The 22,976-nt window shown below is 54.1% G+C and carries 22 protein-coding genes and 1 pseudogene; 6 read left to right on the forward strand and 17 right to left on the reverse strand.

Annotation, left to right across the window (positions count from 1 at the left end):
• The first annotated feature begins 72 nt into the window (after positions 1-72).
• Positions 73-1,218, forward strand: a complete 1,146-nt coding sequence (locus tag N7640_RS05060; protein ID WP_347815582.1) for a DUF4113 domain-containing protein — start codon at positions 73-75, stop codon at positions 1,216-1,218.
• A gap of 279 nt (positions 1,219-1,497) precedes the next feature.
• Here N7640_RS05060 and N7640_RS05065 read toward each other — a convergent pair whose 3' ends face one another.
• The 9 genes from N7640_RS05065 to N7640_RS05105 form a co-directional block, all read right to left on the reverse strand.
• Positions 1,498-2,007: a hypothetical protein gene (locus tag N7640_RS05065; protein ID WP_279902971.1), complete on the reverse strand. Its 510-nt coding sequence runs from the start codon at positions 2,005-2,007 to the stop codon at positions 1,498-1,500.
• 190 nt (positions 2,008-2,197) lie between these two features.
• On the reverse strand, positions 2,198-2,590 hold the full coding sequence (locus N7640_RS05070) for a Mov34/MPN/PAD-1 family protein (RefSeq protein ID WP_279902972.1): 393 nt from the start codon (positions 2,588-2,590) through the stop codon (positions 2,198-2,200).
• 67 nt (positions 2,591-2,657) lie between these two features.
• Positions 2,658-4,436 carry an E2/UBC family protein gene (locus N7640_RS05075; protein ID WP_279902973.1) on the reverse strand — a complete coding sequence of 593 codons (1,779 nt, stop codon included), beginning with the start codon at positions 4,434-4,436 and terminating at the stop codon, positions 2,658-2,660.
• 6 nt (positions 4,437-4,442) lie between these two features.
• Positions 4,443-5,732 (reverse strand): CBASS cGAMP synthase, encoded by a 1,290-nt coding sequence (locus tag N7640_RS05080; protein WP_279902974.1) that lies wholly within the window; start codon positions 5,730-5,732, stop codon positions 4,443-4,445.
• A complete protein-coding gene (locus N7640_RS05085; RefSeq protein WP_279902975.1) occupies positions 5,729-6,799 on the reverse strand; it encodes a CBASS cGAMP-activated phospholipase in 1,071 nt (356 codons plus the stop codon). The genes N7640_RS05080 and N7640_RS05085 overlap by 4 nt, the downstream gene beginning before the upstream one ends.
• A 310-nt stretch (positions 6,800-7,109) precedes the next feature.
• Entirely contained in the window at positions 7,110-7,976 is an 867-nt protein-coding gene (locus tag N7640_RS05090) for a hypothetical protein (protein WP_279903092.1), read from the reverse strand.
• Between the two features lie 2 nt (positions 7,977-7,978).
• Positions 7,979-8,551 carry a manganese efflux pump MntP gene (mntP, locus tag N7640_RS05095; RefSeq protein ID WP_279903093.1) on the reverse strand — a complete coding sequence of 191 codons (573 nt, stop codon included), beginning with the start codon at positions 8,549-8,551 and terminating at the stop codon, positions 7,979-7,981.
• Between the two features lie 221 nt (positions 8,552-8,772).
• Positions 8,773-10,143 carry a sensor histidine kinase gene (locus tag N7640_RS05100; RefSeq protein WP_279902976.1) on the reverse strand — a complete coding sequence of 457 codons (1,371 nt, stop codon included), beginning with the start codon at positions 10,141-10,143 and terminating at the stop codon, positions 8,773-8,775.
• Positions 10,140-10,805: a response regulator gene (locus tag N7640_RS05105; protein ID WP_279902978.1), complete on the reverse strand. Its 666-nt coding sequence runs from the start codon at positions 10,803-10,805 to the stop codon at positions 10,140-10,142. The genes N7640_RS05100 and N7640_RS05105 overlap by 4 nt, the downstream gene beginning before the upstream one ends.
• 150 nt (positions 10,806-10,955) lie before the next feature.
• On the opposite strand from N7640_RS05105, the gene N7640_RS05110 reads away from it, so the two are divergent.
• The 3 genes from N7640_RS05110 to N7640_RS05120 are packed head-to-tail and all read left to right on the forward strand — an operon-like array spanning position 10,956 to position 13,454.
• A complete protein-coding gene (locus N7640_RS05110) occupies positions 10,956-11,222 on the forward strand; it encodes a PepSY domain-containing protein (protein WP_279902979.1) in 267 nt (88 codons plus the stop codon).
• Positions 11,222-11,761 (forward strand): cytochrome b/b6 domain-containing protein, encoded by a 540-nt coding sequence (locus N7640_RS05115; protein WP_279902980.1) that lies wholly within the window; start codon positions 11,222-11,224, stop codon positions 11,759-11,761. Before N7640_RS05110 ends, N7640_RS05115 begins: the two co-directional genes overlap by 1 nt.
• Positions 11,762-11,774: 13 nt before the next feature.
• Complete coding sequence (locus tag N7640_RS05120; protein ID WP_279902981.1) at positions 11,775-13,454, forward strand: phosphoethanolamine transferase; 1,680 nt, start codon at positions 11,775-11,777, stop codon at positions 13,452-13,454.
• A gap of 44 nt (positions 13,455-13,498) precedes the next feature.
• Here the strand turns inward: N7640_RS05120 and N7640_RS05125 are convergent, their stop codons facing one another.
• The 5 genes and pseudogenes from N7640_RS05125 to N7640_RS05145 all read right to left on the reverse strand — a co-directional run bounded on the left by N7640_RS05125 (position 13,499) and on the right by N7640_RS05145 (position 17,276).
• Positions 13,499-13,960, reverse strand: a complete 462-nt coding sequence (locus N7640_RS05125; RefSeq protein ID WP_279902982.1) for an isoprenylcysteine carboxylmethyltransferase family protein — start codon at positions 13,958-13,960, stop codon at positions 13,499-13,501.
• 4 nt (positions 13,961-13,964) lie between these two features.
• Positions 13,965-14,642 (reverse strand): thioredoxin domain-containing protein, encoded by a 678-nt coding sequence (locus N7640_RS05130; RefSeq protein WP_279902983.1) that lies wholly within the window; start codon positions 14,640-14,642, stop codon positions 13,965-13,967.
• Complete coding sequence (locus N7640_RS05135) at positions 14,642-15,073, reverse strand: disulfide bond formation protein B (RefSeq protein ID WP_279902984.1); 432 nt, start codon at positions 15,071-15,073, stop codon at positions 14,642-14,644. The genes N7640_RS05130 and N7640_RS05135 overlap by 1 nt, the downstream gene beginning before the upstream one ends.
• Before the next feature lie 340 nt (positions 15,074-15,413).
• Positions 15,414-15,770 carry a histone-like nucleoid-structuring protein, MvaT/MvaU family gene (locus tag N7640_RS05140; protein ID WP_279902986.1) on the reverse strand — a complete coding sequence of 119 codons (357 nt, stop codon included), beginning with the start codon at positions 15,768-15,770 and terminating at the stop codon, positions 15,414-15,416.
• 169 nt (positions 15,771-15,939) lie between these two features.
• Positions 15,940-17,276, reverse strand: a pseudogene (locus tag N7640_RS05145) (OprO/OprP family phosphate-selective porin).
• Between N7640_RS05145 and N7640_RS05150 the strand changes: the two are divergent.
• Positions 17,261-17,455: a hypothetical protein gene (locus tag N7640_RS05150; protein WP_279902987.1), complete on the forward strand. Its 195-nt coding sequence runs from the start codon at positions 17,261-17,263 to the stop codon at positions 17,453-17,455. The pseudogene N7640_RS05145 and the gene N7640_RS05150 sit on opposite strands and share 16 nt — an antisense overlap.
• Before the next feature lie 23 nt (positions 17,456-17,478).
• Here the strand turns inward: N7640_RS05150 and N7640_RS05155 are convergent, their stop codons facing one another.
• The 3 genes from N7640_RS05155 to N7640_RS05165 all read right to left on the reverse strand — a co-directional run bounded on the left by N7640_RS05155 (position 17,479) and on the right by N7640_RS05165 (position 20,766).
• On the reverse strand, positions 17,479-18,375 hold the full coding sequence (locus tag N7640_RS05155) for a LysR family transcriptional regulator (protein ID WP_279902988.1): 897 nt from the start codon (positions 18,373-18,375) through the stop codon (positions 17,479-17,481).
• Positions 18,376-18,688: 313 nt separating this feature from the next.
• Positions 18,689-20,095 (reverse strand): heavy metal sensor histidine kinase, encoded by a 1,407-nt coding sequence (locus N7640_RS05160; RefSeq protein WP_279902989.1) that lies wholly within the window; start codon positions 20,093-20,095, stop codon positions 18,689-18,691.
• Positions 20,092-20,766 (reverse strand): heavy metal response regulator transcription factor, encoded by a 675-nt coding sequence (locus N7640_RS05165; protein ID WP_279902990.1) that lies wholly within the window; start codon positions 20,764-20,766, stop codon positions 20,092-20,094. Before N7640_RS05165 ends, N7640_RS05160 begins: the two co-directional genes overlap by 4 nt.
• Before the next feature lie 672 nt (positions 20,767-21,438).
• Between N7640_RS05165 and N7640_RS05170 the strand changes: the two genes are divergently transcribed.
• Positions 21,439-22,761, forward strand: a complete 1,323-nt coding sequence (locus N7640_RS05170) for an OprD family porin (RefSeq protein ID WP_279902991.1) — start codon at positions 21,439-21,441, stop codon at positions 22,759-22,761.
• The last annotated feature ends 215 nt before the right edge of the window (positions 22,762-22,976 follow it).

Below are 22,976 nucleotides of genomic sequence, written 5' to 3' on the forward strand. Positions count from 1 at the left end.
AATATCGTTAAATATCAATATGTTATGCACTACTAACTGTTAGCGTCATTCAGATATAACGACGGATGCGTTATCGCCCGCAGCGCTGAAGCCAAGGCCCTCGGTATCGGCATGGGCGCGGCCTACTACAAGGTGCGTGCCGAGATTCGCCGCCAGGGCGTGGTGGCTTGCTCAAGCAACTACACCCTGTATGCCGACATCAGCAATCGCGTGATGCGGATCATGGCCGACATGCTGCCTGGCATTGAGGTCTACTCGATCGACGAAGCCTGGGGGGACATGACCGGCGTACCCGATCTGGAAGGCCTCGGGCATCAGATTCGTGACCGCCTTGCACGCGAGATTGGCATGCCCGTTGGGGTGGGTATCAGCACCACAAAGACTCTGGCCAAACTGGCGAACTGGGCGGCGAAGAAGTGGAAAGGCACCGGGGGCGTGTTGGACCTTACCGACCCAAGCCGCCAGGAGAAGTTACTTCGCTTGGCGCCGGTCAGTGAGGTGTGGGGTGTTGGCCACCGCTCGGCGGCCAGGCTGTCAGCGCTGAAAATCTCCACTGCCTGGGACCTGGCCCAGTTCGATATCAGCACGCTCCGGGACACATTCGGAGTGACCATGGAGCGCACCGCTCGCGAACTGCGGGGAATCAGCTGCATCGGTCTCCACGAGGGACCACCGCCGAAGGAGGCCATCTGTTCGAGCAAGATGTTCGGTGAACGCCAATCAGAACTGCCACCCATTCGCGAAGCATTGGCCGCCTACGTGAGCCGGGCCGCGGAAAAACTACGCAGCCAGTCTTCGCTGTGCAGCACCATCCAGGTAGGCCTGCAGACGCAGCTGGCCGATCTCAAGGGACCGCGCTACGCCAATGCGGTCACTCTGGCCCTGCCGGCGGCAACTGATGACACCCGCGAGATTCTGGCGCTCGCTCAGCGGGGGCTAGGGCAGATCTACCGGCCGGGGTACCCATTCTCGAAGTGTTCCATCTTGCTAATGGATTTGAGCCAACGCGGGGAGCTGACACCGGACTTGTTCGCACCTAAGCCTCGACCTGGTGCAGACCAACTGATGGCTGCGATCGACCGAATCAACCTGAAGGAAGGCCGTGGTGCCATCCGCATAGGACGAATTCCCGAAAAGCCCAAGTGGGCCATGCGGCGCGACATGCTGAGCCAGCGCTATACGACTCATTGGGATGAGCTGATCGGAGTGAGTGGGTAAGAAAGTGGGCGAGAATGCCCACCGTTTTGCAGATCAAAATGCAGATTTAATTGCACATTTCCCATGCCAAGCCAGCCCAGCAATTACGGCTTGTACAGAGGATGTGGCTACATCATGCAGCGCATTTATTTGCAGATTTTTTTGCACATATTTCTGCAGTTCGCTAGGGCCGCAAGAATTGGTTTCTGGTGGTGAAAAATGCGTAAGTGCCAATCCAGGGATCCGTGCCTGTCACGAACGACCGCAAGCGGCTAAGAGCAATCAGAGATCTGCCATTGCTCAACTATTGCCAGCCAATTTCATCACTCGATAGTCCTGCACCAGGACAGCCCGCATAACAACCTCAAAATCGGCTCGATCACCTACATGCCGCTGCAGAGATGAAAAAGCTTCTTTCGATAGTGCCAAGGCATATTGCGACCCAGCGCCTCCAGCTAGGTAGGGCAGATTTAGGAGTATTGCTTCATACATCTGGTGGGCAGCTTGCTGCTCGGTTTCCAACTGCATGCCTGAGCTAGGTCGTGAGAACCCTATTCCACTACGCACCATTTCCTCAGCTTGATGTGCCAGCGTCTGGATGGCAGTTCTAGTACCTGTAGAAAGCACTAAGTCATCGGCAAAAATGAGGTCTGTTAGGCCACCGAGTCGGCTTATCTGGGCGCGCACGTCAGGTGGCTCTGTATCTCCGCTCTGATCTTCGATGAGATATCGCAGTTGCTCTACTTCACTCTCGATCACCTGGAGCAGGGAATGCTCCCAAGAAGACGAGTCTCTGCTCTGATTCGCCATAGTGCCTCCGGCTTCGAAAAGTACAAATTTACCCCTGTCATGTTCTTATGCTGACAGAGCCAAACACCTCGGAAGGGTTACTGCTGGCCAGAAGTGAACGGACGAGCGTGAATCATTCTGGCTTGTCTCGAATCTGGGTCGTGCACTTCTTTGCGGGGAAATTAAAGGTTGTCCGTGCGTTAAATTAAGATTAGCGCGCCTTAATGAGAGGAATGATTGTGCCGGCGCTCTTTTTCGCTCCCCATACATCTTTACGGCCTACTATTAATAGTGCCATTTGCATATCGTCGGCATTAAGGTAACTATTCCATGTGTTTAAATCTTTAGGCGAAGGTAATGGATAGTCTTCTGGGTGGGTGTGCCATTCACCAAGATATTGAAGTGTTCCTGACGAGCTGTTGAAGGCTTCATACACAGTAGCTTGATGGTGCGGTCCTCTTCGATCCACAGAGCAGCGCCGCCTTATATCTCCCGGCCCAGGCTCGGATATCTGATGGACCACCAAGTGCTGCCCCCGACGTTCGCCGATGAGAACGCCGGCAGCCTCGGTGCTGAAGTAGTCGAGCTGGCGATAGGCAAGCATTCTCCTCAGGGGCGATGGCATGATCACAAGCAATCTCCCCTGGTTATCTGTAAGTGTTAGCTCAGTGTCAATCATGGCAGATAGGGCAGTTTGGTTGCCGAGGTAATAGCCGAGATTGCTTGGAACGACTACCGTCCAACATGTGTTCGCTGTACGTCCAACTAGGGCTTTGCTCTAAGATAGAAAGTACAGCCTCTTGCGCCATAGCCGCAGTAATAACACTAACTGCTGCGTCATAGGGTGTGAAAGTGCTCCCGCAACTGATGAATCGCTCCTCGTTAGAATCAATCTTGATGAACCGTAGGTCCAAGTCATTCTTGTAAAAGGCGGGGTCAGCAAGCATGCACCCGTAGCAGCAACTACCGTCGTCTATCATCACTTTCGATGAGCGCCCGTTTCCATCGTTAAAGCCGTGAATGATTGTAGGTCTCTTATTATCAGGTATTGTACGAACAACGTGGGCCAAGCGCTTTGCCACTGGGGGGCGGCCAGTTGTGTCGATTATGACGTCGTACTGGCTTAATAGCTCAGGTGTAATTGGGAACTTTGACGGCTTTCCCTCTACCTGGCAATTCAAATGAGTAGAGGATCTAAGCGTAGCTGCTAATGCGGTTGCCTTGTTCTGCCCAAAATCCATGGTAGAGAGCGGATGGCGACCAAAGTTTTGAGGGCCAAATGAGTCGTCGTCATAGAGGTCAAATTTAACGCCGCCACAGCCTGCACCAGATCGAAGCAGCAACCCGCATAAATATCCCCCTATGGTTCCGCAGCCTATAAGAGCAATGCGTTTGCTGCCCAAGTCGCCGGTGGCTGAACGGCGCCGATTTCTACTCAAAATCGTCTTTTTGTCAGCCCTTGTTATCCCTATACGGGTGAACTTATGAACCGAGTGCTTGGCAGAAAGGCATGGAATTAAAGTCTTAGATTTGACGACGCGTCCTGTGTGTTTCTTCCGATTATTTTTCTTTGGATAAGTGTTTAATCCAGTGGCCGCAATATCGAGCTCAACAAAAAGCCCTACCAGGTCTTGGTTGCGTACATCGAAAAGAAGAACATGCCGCTTCACCGGATTATTCACAAAGTGATCCAGGAGGCGGCTCCGAGCGCTGAGGTCTACCTCAGTAAGCCACTGGAGTAGTGCTCTAAGATCTTGTGGTGGCCACTCCACACCAGCTAGACGGGAAGGATTGATTTTGAAATAACTGGTGAGAATTGTCCTTCCGTCTTGTTTTGTGAGATGCCTTTGTTTCAGCCACTGATTGAACTCGATTTCGTCTTCTTTTTCATAGGCAACCCACTCCTCACCAGTGGCTTTTCCTGGGTTTGCTAATCCGCTCTCATTGAGAGTCACGTAGCACTGCATCTCTAATTTTTCTGAGGCATCAGAGAGGAGATATAGCCTCTTCCGTGGCAGCCAATACGAGGAGAACTCGCCCTCCATTTCCTGATCATCGACCGATCCTTGATCTGCTGAGTTGACTGAGGCGTCAAGTGTTCTCTGGATTTGCGAATCGACCTGTAGATAGAGTTCGTTTAGGTTATTCGAGTCCCAGTCAGCCTCCAACTCTCGGACATAACATAGATGCCACCCAAGATTGACGTGTGGTAGCAGCTTGTTCTTGTATTGATCAGGCTTTTTGAGAATGTATGCACTAGGTAAAGTGATATGGGGATCTGATGGGAGGCTCAAAGCAATGCTGAACTCACCACCCGTAGTTTCGTAAGATTTGACGTAAAACCCTTTAGACGGGTTGATGAGACACAGAGGAGTGCCTTCAGGAATGTGCTGGGCCTTGGTGTATTGATAGCCGCACCCCAGCAATACCTGATGAAGCTCACTAAACACGTAGTGTTAACCGCTAGCCATGGTGGTGCTGATGGTCGCGGCTTTGACACCACGTGCAGGTTCGTTGGCAAACGCCGGGGCAGACTTCTCACTAACAATAAGGTCGCTTTGAAGTACCCGCTTGCCGAACGCTCGATTGATGGATTCGAGAGCGAGTTCTTTGGTTGAGCACTGCTGAGCATCAGTCAGAATGCCGTGCAGCTCAGAGAGTTTCGCCATGATTTCCAACTCTCGCGCCCCGTGCTCACTTCGTGGCGGGAAGAGCGGCTTCTCGTCAGTGTGGTCTGGGCTTTCCACTCCCTTTGAAAACTCACCAGGGAGGTTCTTTGCGAGGATACGCATCGTTGCCCCAAGATCATCTTTGTCGTGTGCAATCCGGTCGAGAATAGCGACGGTAGCTGCCATAAGTGAAATGGACGAAGGGCCGCCACCTTTTTCCCATTGGGCATCCCGCCACGACTTCATGAAGCGGCAAATGCTGCGCAGATGAGTGCCTATGCGTTGACAGCTGTCGTTGAACCAGTCTTCGACAATTTTGGGATCACTTTTCATCCACTTCTGATCACCTTCGCGTAACGCAAGGTTTACGCTGCCTTCATCAAGCTCATAGTCGGCACGATTGAATACGATCGACGCACTTGCCGAGTCCATCGCCTCAAAGCTTTTCGTTAGAGCAGCTTCCTTAAGCACAAATTGGGCTTCTGGAATTGCATACATAGGTACATCAATGTGTGTGTGCTCTGCGGGGATTTTGATTCGAGCACAGGTTCGCTTGGCCTCAAATTGCCAGCCGGCGTTTTCGTGCACCAACGATTTCAAGGATGAGTCCACAAGAAGCAGGAGCAACTGATGGCCAATGACGGGGCGATCCTCAAAGATGGCCATCGGAAGGTATGTGCCATCATCGATGTCCATTTCCTGAGGCGGTGTGGCGTACGGGTTGTTGAGCGTATCGTACTGAAAACTGCCCTGTGTCCAGAAACGTGGTGTAAGAGCCAGAAAGGCTTTCCGCGCCTCATCATCCATATCTCTGAGAAGTCGCGCGGCCTCAGCCTGAGCCTGTGGGCTAAGGTACTTGAGTCGGGTGTTTGCAACTCGAGCAGAGATACTTTCGAGTGAGATCGACACGTTGGTTGTTTTGACGAGCTCTTTAGCCTCGTTGAAAACCTCTTTCGTGCGGCTTCGGACGCGATCACGTAACGCCCTAAGCTCCACGACACGAGGCTTCGCCAATTTCAGCTTACCAATGAGCCCGTCGGTGCTGTCGTTGTAATAGCGGTGGAAATTCCAAGTCATTGCTTTTGCTCATGATGGGCGAGACCACGTACAGCAAAGGGAGCTGCTGGATTTTTGAAGAAGCCTTGCAAGAGAGGGTTCTTAGTAAATTCGGTTGTAGCCAACTGTTTGCCCCTGCTAGCGAGGTTGCGCAAACTACTTTCGCTTGCGTTATCGAGAGTGATGTCAGACGCGGCTTCGTTAGGAACGATATCGTCCAGATAGACGTAGTTTTCTGAGGCGTTATGGCTTCTCAGCTCCCGCTCCAGCATCGCTCTATGAAGCTGCTGATTCGCGGTCATAGTGGTCAGCACTAATCGCTCACCAATGCCCCACAACCCCAGATAGCCGTTGTTGCTCTTTGACTCCAGCGCCGCTGGGCTCACCGTGTACTCTTCACCTAGCGTGCCAATATTTAATATCCGGACATCGGCAACTGTGGCACCTGGAAAGTCGCTGGACATGTCCCGAAAAACTTCATGTAATCCGATGAAGCTTGGGTTATTAGCAACCAAGCCCCCATCTGCGAAGTAAGCGTCCAAGTCCGCGCAATGATGAGGCGCAAAATAGGTGGGCGCAGCAGATGTGGCCATTGCCGCATCTATTAGTTTGAGGCGACTGTCCCGATTGAAATTCGGGTTATGAGGGGTTTTAAAAAACTGAGGCTTGCCAGTTGATAGGTTTACCGCGGGAATCATGACGCGACGTGCCAAATCACCAAAAGTGGCCTCGGTTCCAATCATGCTGGCGATGGCATCAAAGAGTGGTTTGCTGCTGTAGCGGGCACTAAAAGCAGCCTTCAATTTTTTCCGCCAGGGGCTGATTTGCGGAAAGATCAGGGGGGCTTGTACGCGGAAGACCGCCTCCAGTTCTCTGGCGCTTTTTCCGGACGCAAGTCCTAACGCTAGAATTCCACCAATTGAGGTGCCGGTAATCAGGTCGAAGTACTCTCCTGCTTTTACGTTCGACTGCCCCGTCTGCTGCTCAATGATGCGCTCAATCTCCGCGAGCACATTGATGGTAAACAGACCTCTAGCGCCCCCGCCATTCAGGCTGAGGATTTTGATGTCACTGCTATGTGCCAGCATGAAACGCTCCGTCGTAGTGGCCCTTTGATGCCAATTTGAGGTCACTTATGAGGATTTCAAGACGCTAGTACTAGATTATTTTTGAGCCCGAATGACGAGATGCCTTCGCAATTGATGCCTGTTACCTGACTGAGCCTTTCTAAGCCTCTAGTACCCTTCTAGGCATTGTAAGCAGGGCCCCGGAGAACCTGTTTTTCCTAAAGGTGGCCTTTACGAGCGGCCGCCGCCCGGAGGCAAATGTCGCAAGATGGGTGCAGGTACTAACTAGGCAGTCGTAGCCATTAAGCGGGCATTGGAGAAGTGGTTTGTCTTAGTTAAAACGGGCCCTTTTTTCTTCTAGGTACTGCAAGGCAAGAACTCGGTTTCGTCCGCCTTCAGCGACCAGGTAGGTGCCATCACCAACGGCCACGATGCTCTGTGGCGCCTTCAGAAAGGACATCACCGTCTGTTGCTGGCCACTCGGTTTCACGAGCACTAATCGTGCACGGTGAGTGGAGTCCTCGCTTACCCAGATACCTCGTTGGTCGCACAACAGATAGGTGGGGTTGTTCAATCCCGCCAACACCACCGGATCATGCCCGTCGCTTGATAGCTGGCGAACCGTTCCTTTCTCTTTTTCCGTATACAGCAGGCGGCCATCCGAGCAGCGGGTGATGGCTTCTGCCTCTGACAGGCTGCCGCGCAGTACCGTGAGGTCGGCATCGCTCCAGCGGTAACGCAGCAGGCGTCCATCGCCCTTGCGATCCTCGATGGCGTAGAGATAGTCGTCATCGGCCCAAAGGCCCTGCACATTGTTTGCCTCGAATAGTGGGTAGACGCGACCTTGCTTGAGCAGGCTCACCGGCGCATTCATCGATTCCTGGCTGAACACTATGCCGCCGAGTGCGGCCGTCATTCCATCCGGCTTGGACAGCCCGCCGACTATCACCTGGCGGGTGCCGTCAGACGAAATACTGAGAATGTTGCCGTAGCCGTTCTTCAGCTCCTGGCTGACCAGAACCCCACCACCCTGCTGCGGGACCAGCGAGGCGGCTTTGCGCACGTCTTGATAGGCGACCTGATAGCTCCAGCCCGAGGCGACCGTCACCGGGTAGAAGTTCTGCCAGGTGAAGAACGCCAGCGTGGCTCCAATCACGGCGAGCAGTGTTACGCCAATCCAGCGCAGACTCGAAAGCATGCTCATGGCTGCACGACTCCGATGTGCTCGTAGAGGATGGTGGCGCCGACGATAATCAGAACCACGCCACCGATGATCTCGGCACGCTTTCCGACCATTTCACCGAGCGCGCGACCAAGCATGGTGCCGATGGTCACCATGGTCATGGTCGCTAGGCCGATGGCGAGCGCGGCGACCACAATGTTGACGTCGACGAAGGCCAGCCCAACGCCTACCGCCAGTGCGTCGATACTGGTCGCGACTGCAGTCAGGGCTAGCAGCCAGAAGGAATGTTGGGTCGCCTTATCCATTTGCTCACCCTCTGGCTTGAGTCCGGCGTAGATCATGTGCAGCCCCAGAACCAGGAGCAGACCGAAGGCAATCCAGTGGTCCCAGGCTTCGACGAATTGACTGGCTGCCTGACCGATAAACCAGCCGATGATGGGCGTGATGGCTTCGATCACGCCGAATATGAGGCCGGTACGGAGTGCCTCTGCGAATCGTGGTTTTTGCAGGCCCGAGCCTTTGCCAATGGCTGCCGCGAAGGCATCCGTGGACATGGCGAAGGCTAGGAAGATGAGAGAGATGGGGTTCAACGCATTACTCCAGTCGGGCATGAGTCCACGACATAACCCTGCACGCCCAACTACTGCGCAGGTATGTCGTTGGTCTCACCAATCCGGCTGGATGCTGTGGCCACGGCAGGTTGCCGATTATGTTGACCAGAGCGCCACATCTTGCGAGGCGGCAGGTTACTCCCCAAAGAAGTCTCTATGTTAACGCGATGGGGTGTGAAAAAAACGTGAGAGACAGGCTCTCAGTGTCCTCTGGTCAGTTGCGGGAAGCTGAGCTGCACGCAGAAGCCACCCTGGCCACGGTTGGAGAAGTGCAGAGCTGCCCCTAGTCGGCGGCTGATCATTTCCACAATGGCGAGACCCAGGCCTGCGCCTTCGGGGTTGCCATCACTGTAAAAGCGATCACACAGGCGGCCAAGCACAGCTTCGCTGACGCCAGGACCATCATCCAGCACCTGTACGACCACCTGACCATCGCCGCTCTGGCGCAGACGGACCCGGACTTCAGTGCCTTGAGGGGCGAATGTCAGGGCGTTGCTGACCAGGTTCTGCAGCATGATGGCAATCGAACCTGGGTCCCCCATCAGGGTGCAGTCAGTCTCGTTGTCTAGTACTAGATCCACCTGACGGCGCAGGGCCAGAGGGGTTAGTTCGGCTAGCTCTTCTCGTACTAAAGCGGTCAGGTTTAGTGGGTGTTGCTCATGTGTCGCAGGCTCCAGCCGGGCCATGGTCAACAATTGGCTGGCAATTCGTGTGGCGCGAATTACGCCCTGTTGCAGGAAAGCCAAGGCTTCCTCCCGCTCCTGATCACTAGTGGCCTGGCGAGCATTGCGCGCATGGATATCAAGGATCGCCAGCGGTGTACGAAGCTCATGGGCGGCATCGGCAATGAAGCGACGCTCACGCTCCAGTAGTGCTCGTAGCTGAGATAGTTGGTGATCGAGTGCCGCTCGCATGGGCTCCAACTCAGGAGGCTGCGGCCCGCTAGCAAGTGGCTCGAGACTGTCCACGGGGCGTGAGCGAATTTGCCACGCCAGGCGCTGCAGAGGCTTCAGGCCCCAACCAAGCAACAGCCAAATGATGAGTGCCAGCAACGGAAGGCCGATCAGCGTGGGCAATAACGTGTGTTGGACGATACGCTGGATCAGGTCCTGTCTCAGGTCGTCTCGCTCGCCCACCCAGATGCGTAGCCCACGTACGTCGTCCTCCAGCAAAACCCCGCACCAATCCTGACCATTGATGAGCATGTCATGGATGCCTGCAGAGGGCGGTGCAGGTAAGGATGGGGCGTCCTTTGAGCGCGCGAGAAGTTGACCGTCAGAAGACCAGATCTGAAAGGACAGGTTGATTTCATAGGGGTGGCTCAGGATGCCCTCACTAGATAGATCAAGCGCCGTCTCTAGAGTTGCTCCTATCTGCCCCCAGTCGGCTTGCTGCGGGTCTTCACGCTGTAAAAGGCCTTGCAGTACTCGAGCGGCTTGCACCAACTGAGCATCGTAGACTTCCTCAATCTCACGGTGGCTGTCGCGCAACGCGAGCAGTGCTAGCGTCAGGCTGCCGATAATGACCAGGGCGATGGTCGGCGCCAGAATACGAGTACGGATGGCGATCACGGGCAACGCTCCACCAAGTAGCCGACGCCTCGCACGGTGCGGATCAATCCGCTATCTAGCTTTTTGCGCAGGTTATGGATCAACACTTCCAGAGTGTTGCCCGGTCCGCTTTCCTGCCAGCCGTACAGGGTGTTGCTGAGTCGCTCACGCGTCACCACCACGCCAGGTCGCACCAACAACTGGTGCAGTAACTGGTACTCCATGGGGGTCATCGTTACCACGTTGCCCTGGTAGCGAACCTCCTGGGTGGCCGGATCCAGGCTGACCCCGGCATGCTCCAGCAGTGGCTGTGCACGGCCCTGGCTGCGGCGCAGTAGTGCGCGGATGCGGGCCTTCAGCTCATCTAGGTCGCAGGGCTTGATTAGGTAGTCGTCGGCGCCGGCATCCAGACCCTGAATACGATCGGTGGTGGTGTCGCGGGCGGTCAGGATAAGTACCGGCACATTGCCGTCGACTCGTGCACGTGTTTCGCGCAGTAGCTCCAAGCCGTTCTGGCGTGGCAACCCCAGATCAAGCAGTACCAGATCGAAGCGCTCGCAGCGTAGGGCGTGGCTGGCCTCCAGACCATCGGCCACCCAATCCAGGGTGTAGCCCTCGCCACGTAGGGCAACGCGAATGCCCTGAGCTAGGGCGCGATCATCTTCTACCAGCAGCACGCGCAAGGCAGCCGTCTCCTTCGCTTGAAAGCCGCCATGATGGCGAGCATGGGTTCGGTTTAGCAGACGCCAAGTGTTACTGGGCATTGCCCGCTAAGACTTCCTTAAGCTTCGCCACTCACCGTGCAATCTCCCATCTACAGGAGAGGTTTCACCATGCGCTATCTAGTGCTTCCGGCTCTGCTGCTGGCCAGCCCCTTCGCATTCGCCAAGACCGAATGCACCACTGCCGATCGCTCCACCTGGCAAGACCCGGAGCAGTTCCAGGCGCAGTTGAAGGAGCAGGGCTACCAAATCAACAAGTTCAAGATCACTGAGGGCAACTGCTACGAGATCTACGGTTTCGACAAAGATAAGCGCAAGGTCGAGATCTACCATGACCCGGTCAGTGGTAAGGCTGTGAAGACTGAGATCGAAGACTGATGCGGGCGGCGACGATCCGCCTGTGGGACCCGCTGGTTCGGCTTTTCCACCTGTCGCTCGCCGGGGTATTCGTCGCCAACTACTTCTTCAACGAGGCTGGGGATGATTGGCACTCCTGGCTCGGCTATTACGCCTGCGCCTGGCTAGTGCTTCGTCTGATATGGGGTTTCGTCGGGCCACGCAGTGCCCGCTGGGCAGACTTCTGGCCTACCCGCACGCGCCTAGCCCGCCACCTGTTCGCACTGCGTCACAGGCTCCCCCTTCACCGTCTTGGCCATTCGCCCCTCGGCGCCTTGGTCATGGTGCTGATGATGGCCGCGGTCGCTGCGTTGGGAGTAACCGGCTTCCTGATGCAAGAGGTGGATGCCCTGTGGGGTGTCGACTGGCCAATGACACTGCACTCCTGGATTGCCGATGGGCTACTCGCTCTAGTCGGCTTGCACGTGACTGCCGCTGTCTACGAAAGCCTACGTCTGCGGGAAAACCTACCCCTTTCGATGCTCACAGGGCGCCGACGCCCTCTACCCGACGAGCACTGATCCGGAGCTCCCTATGATGCTCTCTCTGCAGCTTCCGCACTTTCCCAGAGCGGCCCGGACTTGGCTCAACCTCATTTTGTTGGCCTGCCTGAGCACTCTGTTGCTGCTGTCCGATGATTTCCTGCAGCAGCTATTCACACCAGGTAATCGCGCTGAGCTGGAGCTCAGTTATGGGGTGACACTATGGCTGTTCAGTGCGGCTCTCTGGTTGTGCAACCTGCGCTTGCTGACGGCGGCGATCTTACTGCTGTTCGCACTGATGCAACTGATGCAGCTTGGAAACATCAGCTTCTTCGGTGAGCCACTCAGCGCCATCGATATCCAATCGCTGATCAATGATCCAACAGAGGTTCGCCAGGCGGCAGCACTCAGCATGGAACAGCACTGGCCAGTGCTGCTCTGTGTGATGTTGCCCTACAGCCTGCTATTGGCTCTTCACCTGAGTGTTCCGGGAAAAGTTGCGCTGCCGCAGAGTCGCTGGGCACTGGTGTTGATTGCCGTGGTGCTGATGTCCAAGCCCTATCGGGCGACTTACCGAAACCTGGATTCATTCGTTCCCAGCCCGAGTCGCAGTGCACTACACAACAGCCTCAACGTGTTCTCAGCTTGGGCAGTGAGGCTGGCTTTCCGGGATGAAGTCAGCCTGCCTCCGACTCCGTTCGCGCCCTACACCCTCAAAACGGTACCGAGTGCGGCGCGCCACGTGTGGCTCGTCGTTGCTGACTCATTGCGTAGCGACCGGCTTGGGCTATTCGGTTACGCCCGTGATACGACACCTCAGTTGGCGGCCTACCTACATAACCATCCAAGTGCCTTTGTGAGGCCTGGTGTAGCTGCGGGTGTAGCAACAGACGTGAGCCTGCCATACCTGCTCAACCCCATTCGTGAGCCGGGGCAGGACAACTTGCTGCGCACAGGAAAGATCAACTTATTCCGCTTTGCTCGCGAGGCGGGATTCCGTACGTACTGGCTGTCTTCGCAGGAGTCCAAGCTATTGGCACACCTGGGGAGCCGCTACTTGGATGTGTCCATCACCCGCGAGGATCACCCGCTACGTTTCCTCCGGCGTCAGGATCGGGCGCTACTCGATTTACTTGATCAACAGCGCTGGGCCGATCGCAACTTTGTTGTACTCAACCTGCGTACGGCTCACCTACCGTATGCACAGAACTATCGCCATGAGTCGACACCTTCGCCCTGGCCGGATCAAGGGCCTGAGGGCCAGAGTAATGCCTATGACAACTCGATCCGCTACCTCGATGACATGCTGGCGGAGATTCTTGCTGACTTCGATCGCTTGGAGGGAGAACGCTACCTGATCATCACGGGTGACCATGGTCAGCGCTTGGGTGAGGACGGCTACTGGGGGCACAACGATCTGGTGCCGGAAGTCAGCGATGTACCGGTGATCGTGGTCGCTCGCGATGCTCCGGGGGGCGCACTGGCAGATTTTTCCCGCGAACGATGGATTAGCCACTACGAGGCGGGCAAGTGGTTGGCCGCACGACTAGGGACGAAGATCAACAATCCCAACCTGCGGCCGAACGAATACTTTGTGCACGGCAAGCTACTGTTCACAGACAACTTCATCCAGCGGGTTTGTGAGTCCCCATCAGGGCTCGTACATAAGCCACCACAGCAACTGAGTATGCTGCTCCTCAACCCTACAGCAGATGCCTGCACCAGTAGCTAAGGCGCCTGTTGGCGACATGTCGCCTTCTGTTTCCGGTGCTTTCCTCAGAGCCAGCGTCGCACTCGCGAGCAGTAGTGGGAGAACTCGTCGCCGAACAAAATGGCCAGCGCTCGCTCCTCGGGAGCAATTTGGAAGCGATTCATATACAGCACGAAGGCGACCAGGCCGAACATTGCTAGAGGTGAGGCAAGCGCCAGAGCCCATGCCATTAACATAGTGGCAAACCCCAAATACATGGGGTTACGGGTGTATCGGTAGATGCCGCTGTCGACCAGAGTGGAGGCCTTCTCTGGGCGCAGTGGATTGACGGTGGTGCGAGCGCGATGGAATGACAAGACGCCAGCAAGGCACACGCTGGCGCCTAGCAGTAGGACGGGCAAAGTGAGGGTTAGGCGCCAGCTGAATGCAAGCTCGAAACCTGGTAGATAGCGAGCACTCACCCACATCAGCACGCCGATCAGGGTCGCGACCAGAGGTGGCGGGATACGATTCTCTAGCGCGCCCATGATGTCAGTTCCTTACCTTTGCTACTTCACTGCTGACCAATTGGCGAAGTGGCTCGAGACCAAAATTGTCCAACGGCCGGCCATTAACGAAGAAGGTCGGAGTGCCTTGGATGCCCACGGCTTTTACGTCCTGCATGTCCATCTTCAGCACGGCGTCGACAGCGGGTGTGTACATGTCGGCGCGGGCTTTCTCGACATCAAGGCCGATCCGCTCGGCGACAACCCAGGCCTCTTGGGCTTTTGGATCGTCATGCCAGCCAGGTTGTGCTTCAAGAACGGCCTCCAGTACCTGTGTGAACAGGTTCTGCTTGCGCGACGCTTCCAATAGGCGTGCAACCTCTTCGGATCCCTGATGGAACAACACATAGCGCAGCACCAGGCGCACGTCGTTGGGATTCTCGGCGAGGATCGTCTTAACATGCGGGTAAAAAGCCCGGCATGCCTCACACGACGGATCAAAGAACTCAACGATGGTCACCGGCGCTTGTGCGGGACCGAACACTGGCGAGTGGAACCGAACCAAGTTACTGCTGTTCGCTGAGCCGGCAGGTGCGGATTGTGCTGGTCCCGTTTCGGTCTGCAGTGATTTGGGTGGGGTCGATGGTGAATACAGATAAGCAGCAACACCGAAGACAGCCAGAATCACCACGCTGATGATCAGGACTAGGGGGCGGCGGTTCATTAGAGAGTTCTCCGGCGGATGAGGATGAGTAGGGTGCTGATCAGCGTGAACGCGAATAGGGCCAGAACAGGCAGCGGTACGCCGCCGAAGATGGTCATGTTGGCTCCCGAGCAAGACGGACCAGTAGCTGTGCACGGTTGAATCGGCTGGGGAATAAGTCCCGCATAGAGCAGCGTATGGGCCAAGGCCAACGCTCCGCCGATAATGGCCAGTGGCAAGGCATAACGCCAAATTGCGAAGTCTGAGCGGTAACAGGCGATAGCCAAAATCACGGCCAATGGGAACATGCAGGCACGTTGGAACCAGCACAGCACGCACGGGACTTGACCCATTACCTCGCCAATGAATAACGCGGAGAGGCTCGACATCAGAGCGACTAGCCATGCTAGTAGCAGCAGACTCCAGCTGCGTGTGATAGGGAGGCGATTCATGTGATTTCCTTATTTGCCTTGGTGGGTGTTAACGCATGAAAGTGATGAGCAGCCTGTGGCCACCGGCGAGTGCAGTGTCAGCTCAACAACCGCCATCGCCAAGAAAAGAACTGCAACGTCTAATTGCTTGCAGTGTGGGAACGGGTTGGGCAGTGCAGGCTCATAGATCCGTTGCGCCAGCAGCCTTACGACTCATGAGAATGTCACGGCCTGGCCAGTGAGCCGATTATTCGAGTAGGCCGCTCTCTCACGCATAACCGGAATAAGCATCCTCAGTCGTCGTCCTTGCTGGAAACAAAAGGGGCCGCTTTCGCGGCCCCTTGTGCATGCAGCAACTAGCTTATTGAAGCCAGCTTTCTACCTTTTCAGCACCGTATTGCTCTTTCCAGGCCTTCAGCACTTTGTGATTGCCACCCTTGGTTTCAATCACTTCACCGTTATTCGGATTCTTGTAGCGCTTCAAGGTGCGCTCGCGGCGAGCCCCTTTGACTGGCGCAACAGTACTTTTGCTGGCATTTGGATCTAGCAGGTTAACGATGTTACGCAGGGAGTACCCATACTCGCCCAGGAGTGCGCGGAGCTTGGCTTCAAACTCGATTTCCTTCTTGAGTTTTTCATCACCTTTGAGGGCTTCGAGGCGTTTTTGCTGCTCGGCAATTTTAGCTTCAAGGGCTTTGAATTCTGCGATGATCGACATGTCGGTTCTCTGTGTTTGAGGCGTGGTTATAGAGTAGACCTCCATTAAAGCTCAATACACAAAGGAATCCAAGACTATAGCCTGTATCAGCTAATAGGTCTGCCTTCTTAGGCTCAAGCTGTGGTTAAAGCAGCAAAGGGCGCCGTAGCGCCCTTTGCTGAGAACGTATTTAGAAAACGTACTGTATCCGCATTACCACTCCGTCACCGCTATCATCACCTGCTTCGTTGTTGATGTTGTCGGTGCTTGCTTTAACGTAGTTTGCGCTGACCTTCACTGCTTCATTTGCATACCAGTTGACGCCTACAGTGTGGGACTTGCCTTCCGTGTCGCCTACCTGGCGCACAGCAGTACTAACGGTGAAGTTGTCATCTTCGACAGTGAAAGAGTCGTAGCGATAGAAGATCTCCCAGGCACCAATCTGCTTATTGGCCGGTTTAATAGAATCGAATTTCGCACCATCCAGCTTGTAAATGCGCGGTTCACCCGTGAGGGTATATGCGACTTGAGCGTAGTAACCATCGACGTTGATATCTTCGGCCGCTTCATCAGCCTTGATGGTGCGGCGTAGGTATTCACCTTGGACGGAGAAGGCATCTTTTGCCCAAGCGCCCTCTACGCCCCAAACAGAATCGTCTTCCCACAGACCTTCTGTGGCAGAAGCACCACCAAAGAGCGATCGTGTACCGTTACTACCAGCGCTATTGCCGCCGTTGGTATCTACCCCGCGAATACCCATTCGGGAGCGGATGCGGGTGTCGACAGCTGCGTCCTGCAGATCTCGATATGCGTATTGCACGCCAACGTGCAGCACGTTACCTGGCTGGTTGAGAGGCGCAAATACACCACGGACGTTGTAGCGTTTAACACTATCACCGTCGGTGTCGTTGTTGTTCTCGCTGAACAGGCTACCAGAGAGATAAGTCATGTTGCCCACGACGGAGGAGGCCTGAATGCCCATGCCCGAGTTATCGTTGATCCACTCAGCTGTGTCGTAAGAAAGGTTGCGTTCGAGCGCGGTAGTCCATTTCGAGCTTGTGGCTTTCTCCAGGCCGAAATCGGTATAGAAACGACCAAATCGCAGATTAACCGGGCTGAAGCCTGTGTAGGTCACGCTTGCTTCGTCGAAATAACCGGAGCTGTCGTTGCCCGTGTTACGGGACATGTCGTAGTTGATTTGATATTTCCAGTCTTTGTAAGCCGTGCCGCCTAACTCAAGAAATGCTCGGCGGATGTATGCGCCATCTGCCGAGTTTCCATTACGGGTGTAGTAGCCATCGAACATGCCGTAATCGGCTTGGAGTCGGCCGCCCAGCTTGAAACTGAATTCCTTGTCAGTGGTAGCGACCTCTAGGCCGCCCTTGGTCTTGATCACAAGGTCTGCACCGTCGGTGGTGACGGTTCCAGCAGTTGCAATGGCAGCAGTGCTGCTAAGCAGAAGCCCCACTGTAATTCGATTCAGGATCTTGAAATTTGGGATTGAATTGAACATGAATTTCTCCTCAATAACGCTTGGTTTTGGTTGGCGTGGAGGAGGTTCTAAGTGCCGCATTGCTGTTTTTGTTTATTTTAATGACATTTATGTTTCATGTAGTCGTGAAATGGCTGCAGCCCTAGTAATTGCTGAGGTTGCCATGACAGTTGGTGCAGCTCTAAATATTTCAGGAGTATGTCATTTTTATTGATGCTAGGTCGGATGGCTACACGCTCATTCAAACCATTCATGGCGTTCTGAAAAGGCGTTGAGAACAAGTTTTACAGCGCTTTGTACCTCGTCCCTCTTTGACGATATTGGCGTTGTAGCTATCCAGGCTGATCTTTGCATTTTCTTGTCGAAGATATTCTTCAATGGGTGCAGCTTTTTATCCAGATTGGATACGTATTCGGGTAGTAAGCCGATGCAGGATGAATTTTTGATGAGCTCCCTAACTAGCTCATTTTTATGCGCGAGCGTAACGGAGTTTTTACGCTGATCGACCAGGTTGTTCCATGGTGTAAAGGCATCTACAGGATAGTTAATTTGTTGCTGCACTAGCATGTAGTCATCAAGAGCGCTTATGTCGGATGGATGGCGGGTGTCCGATGAGTATCTTGTAGCAATGTGAGGGTAGTAGTTTATAGTTCCTAGTAAGTGGGGCTTAGTCATAGCAAATCCAGGGTCGGGGCGCCGACTGCCCTGTTCTGCTAGCCAAATCATTACGTCAGCCTGTTCTATGTTGGGGCCATCGAGCGGAGATAGCTCAACCCGCAGAGCACCATTTCGCCGAATGAAGGCAATAAGGTTTCGGGCTAGAACGTCATGCATTAATGATTCTGGAGCCGCGATTCGTAGTGGCTCGCTAATCTGAGGTGTGGAGGGGCGCAGATCTCCAAACTTTCGAGCTAGCTCTTGAAACAGAGACTCACCGGCTAGAGTTAGTCTCAGTGACCTATCCTGTAAATAGAACAGCGGCTCACCAACTTCATTGTCTAGCTGCTTTATCTGCTTTCTAAGAGCGGTGGTGTGGACATTTAAAGATCTAGCGGCCTGCCTGAAGCAGGCGCAGCGAGCCGTGGTTGAAAACGCCATGGCAAGTTCGCGGCTAATAGTTTGCTTTTCGATCATGCGTGGTGGCCTATAAGCATGGCCCCCAACGATGGAAAGAACCAACGTTTGGAGTTTGGGGCAAGTTGGACGGGAGTATCTCGATGCATTGAGAATACCCAGTCAAACCTGTCAGCAAGATCGCAGCAGAATTACTAATTCGTAAGGTTGGATCGATTATCCAGTGGTGAATATGTTGAAGATTGATATGTGCATGTCATGAATGCACCAGTGTGAACTGGGCGGTGCTTTGTATTGATCCGCCGCGAGTGCAAGCAAAATTGGAAGTGCCAGTGTGGCTTTCTTCATAAGGGTGTTCGCATGAGCGCAAAGTTTAAGGCAAACTTTTAAGGGGCTTTTCCTGCTGGAAATCCAGATAGAACTGAGTAAATCCATTCTCTTCAACGCTTACAGCAGCAGTGCCGTGATGTAGGCTCATGATTGAGCGCACTATTGCGAGCCCTAGGCCTGTTCCCCCTTCGCTTCGAGCTCTGCTCTTATCTACTCGATAGAATCGCTCAAAAAGATGCGGTAGATGCTCAGGTGCAATACCCAAGCCTGGATTCCCCACGCTTAACCGGAAGCCAGAGGGGAGCGGCTCAACGCGCATTGCGACGGTGCTCCCGGCGGGGCAATAGCGAATAGCGTTGGATAGAAGGTTGGAGATGGCGCGTTGAATCATCAGGCGGTTACCTCTAACTGCCCCCTGCCCGCTGACTGTGATTTGGACGTCTTTCTCCTCAGCCGTCAGTAGAAAGAGATCCTTCACCCGCTCTAGCTCATCCTGCAGGCAGACCGTTTCGAAATGCACTAGCGCAGCTGGATGGCTTACCTGCGCTAAGAAGAGCATGTCTGAAACAATGCGGGTGACCCGATCCAGCTCCTCCGTACAGCACTCCAGCACCTCTCTGTACTCTTCGGAGGTTCTGCCGCGCGAGAGTGCAACTTGGGCCTTGCCCATGAGGTTAGCGATAGGCGATCGCAGTTCATGGGCCAGATCGTCAGAGAATTGGGAGAGCTGTTGCACTCCATTGTCCAATCGATGGAGCATGAAATTGATGCCATCGGCGAGCTGATGCAGCTCCGATGGAAGCCCTTCTGTGGGGAGGCGGTGCTCCAGGTTGTCCGTTGAAATTCTGGCTGCAACCTTCAAGAAGCTGGTCAGCGGCCGAAGCCCTTGTCGGACAGTGATCCAGGACACTGTGAGGATCACCATCAAAATGAGTGGGGATGCTGCTAAGCCCCATTTCAATAACGCATTAAGAAGTTCTTGGTCAGAGGTGCGGTCTACTGTCAGGTAGGCCGTGAGTGATGTTCCATCCTTGAGCTGAACGGTCTGAGCCCCGGTGAGCATCAAGCGATTGGGCCCGTCTTGCCACTCTTGAAGAGCCAGCTCTGGAGTTGACGGAGCAATACCCGGCTGAAACTGCATAGGCTGTGGACCAATAGTCAGTAACGGCGAGTAAAGGTGATCAGGGCGAACGATATAGACGTAGAGGTTGGAGTGCCCCATTGCGAGCTCTATCAATGCATGTGAGCGTGCCGTCACGTCCTGGGCATCAGAAGAGGCAGCAAGGCTATGAGAGAAGCTGCTCATTTTTGACTCAAGCGCGGCTTTAGCTATGCGATCGAGCCCTTGGGACAGCATGAAGTAACCAAAGGCTGAGAACACCGCCACCAGGGCGAGGCTCATGAGGCCAACCTTAAGGCCCAGATGAGTGGCCAGGCTGTTTCTGCTCATGAGCGATCCTCGAGCACATATCCAACGCCGCGAAGGGTATGTATGAGCTTTGAGTCGAAAGGGTCATCAATTTTTGCGCGAAGACGCCTGATTGATACATCGATGACATTGGTGTCGCAGTCAAAGTTCATGTCCCACACAAGGGAGATTATTTGAGAGCGTGTCAATACTTCTCCGCTTCTGCTCATGAGTAAGTGTAGAAGAGCAAACTCTTTGGTTGTGAGGTCAATGCGGTGTTTTCCACGGTACGCACGGTGCCGGCCTGGGTCGAGCTCCAAGTCAGCTACGTGCAGAGTATTGCTTTCGATGAGCTCATCGCCGCGGCGGAGAAGTGAGCGAACACGAGCTAGGAGTTCTGGAAACTCGAATGGCTTCACGAGGTAGTCGTCAGCACCGGCATCGAGGCCTTTTATCTTGTCAGCAAGTCTCCCTCGGCCAGTCAACATCATGATTCGTACACGACTGGTCTTGCGAATTGATTCCAAGACTCCCCACCCATCAATACTGGGCAAGTTTACATCCAGAATGATTAGCCCGTAGGTATTGTGGTTGAAAAGGTGCAAGGCATCGACACCATTGCTTGCTCTATCGACAACGTACCCGCTTTCTGAAAGACCTTGTTGTAGATACTCGGCAGTTTTTGTCTCGTCTTCAACAACTAGTACTCGCATTTGGCGGCGGCTACCTAATAAATTTGATTTCGTAGAGCTATTAAGTGCCGATGGTGTTATTTGTTATTTTCGGCAGTTAATTTCAAGTGTTCATCATTCTAACCTGCCTCTTCATGTGGCGGTGAAAGCCTACAAATTTGTAATTTTAGCGTAAGGTGCGTGATATGAAGAGATAGATTCTGCCTGGAGTGACACAAAGCCATTTGGGTGTGGCTGCTGATCATGAAATTTTCACTTTGTGCCCAATAATGTTAGGGCGGCAGAATGCTGATCCCGAAGGTCATGAATGGAAAATTTACTGATGTTGATGGTGTTGATGAGCAGCCCAGCAAGTGATGCTGGGCCGGTATCTGGCGTTGGTTCAGTTGTCGCAAAGGGGGATGTGAGGGTTGTTCCGGTGCGTGAGCGAAGGCGGATTGAGCAGAGCTTGCGTACCAGTCTACCGGAACAAGAGAGGATGGCGTCGTTGAAAGCTAGGCGCCACTGAAGGGCTCTCTAACTGTAACAACCTATTGTGATCTTCATAAGGGGGATATCAATTCTTTCAAAATTGTAATTCTTCAATCATCTTGCAGTTAGCTTCAGGCAGTAAGGATAGGGCCGCGGACGTTATACATATAACTAAATTAGACCGCTCTATCGACAAGAACTGCCAGAACCAATGGAGCTATCATGAACGCCAAAGCTAAGCTTTCGCTTGCTGTCTTCTCCGCGATTTGCGGGATGAGTCCTGTTGCCTTTGCTGAAGAGCAGAAGGAAGGCTTTATCGAAGGAAGCAGCTTCAACATCTTAAATCGCACCTTTTATTTTAATCGCGATGACCGGAACGGTGCTGACGCTCCCGGCGGTGCAGGCTATTCCGAGACGCTGGCTCACGGGATCATGGCTAACTTCGAGTCAGGATTCACTAAGGGCACTGTCGGCGTGGGTGTCGATGCCTTTGCAATGATCGGCCTGAAGTTGGACACCGGCGACGGTCGCAATGGCGGTCGAAGCTCGTTCGACATCCTGCCTGTGAACAGTGAGGGCGAGGCTCGAGATGAGTACACCAAGGTTGGCGGTGCACTGAAGGCGCAGGCTTTTGACACTGTTGTGAAAGTCGGTGACGTCTTTCCAACTACCCCAGTTGTTCACTATGGCGATTCGCGTCTTCTTCCTGAGTCCTTCCGGGGCGTTACCGTGGAGAATGGCAGCGTAGAGGGGCTGACTCTGCAAGGTGGCCGTTTGCACTCCATGAGCCAGCCGGTGTCGAGCAACATGCGTGACAACTTCGTCACCTTCTATGCTGGGCCCGTCGACTCGCCTTGGGTCGGCTACTTTGGCGGTGATTACAGCATCAACGACAACATCTCAGTCAGCGCCTACAGCGCTCGATTGAAGGATGCTTGGGACCAGTACTATTTCGGTACCTCCCTGACCCAGCCGCTCAGCGATGACCTTGCTCTGATCGCAGGGTTTAACTACTACAACGTCCAAGATGAAGGTAAGCAGCTGCTAGGCGAGCTGAACAACAACATCTGGAGTGCCAAACTCGGCGTGCAATTCGGAGCGCACACGGTCACCCTGTCGCACCAGCGTAACAATGGTGATGACGACTTCGACTACCTCCGTCAGTCGGACTCTATCTTCCTGGACAACTCCATTCAGTACACCGACTTTAACTCGCCAAAAGAACGCTCTTGGATGGTGCGCTACGACCTGGATATGCAGGCTTATGGTGTCCCCGGCCTATCGTTCATGGCGCGTTATGGCAAAGGCACGGATGCTGACTACTCCAATGCTAACGATGTCTACATGCGTCGCGACGATGCAGGCAACCCGCTGACCGATCAGAAGCGTTGGGAGCGTGATATCGAAGCTAAGTACGTGGTGCAAACGGGCTCGCTCAAGGATATGTCTTTCCGTATTCGGCAGGCCAATACACGTGCTACTCAGTTTGAGTCGGACCTGGATGAGTTTCGTCTGATTGTTGAGTACCCGCTGAGCGTGCTCTAACCCACCCCAGGGAGCGCCTGTTCGCGCAGGCGCAACCTTTTCAAAATTGTAATCTTCCAACCATCTTCTCGTTAGTTGCTGTCGTATAAGTTAGGGCTGCAACTGCGAAATTTCTCCATCTACAAGGCCTTGGTTGTCTCTTGGCGGAGTCCCAGGGTCTTTAGTAATTCACCTTTGAAGCCTAGTGCTCCTTTGGAAGAGGTGAATCCTAGGCG

Origin of the sequence: Pseudomonas sp. GD04015, from assembly GCF_029837675.1 — a bacterium.
GTDB classification, from domain to species: Bacteria; Pseudomonadota; Gammaproteobacteria; order Pseudomonadales; family Pseudomonadaceae; genus Aquipseudomonas; species Aquipseudomonas paralcaligenes.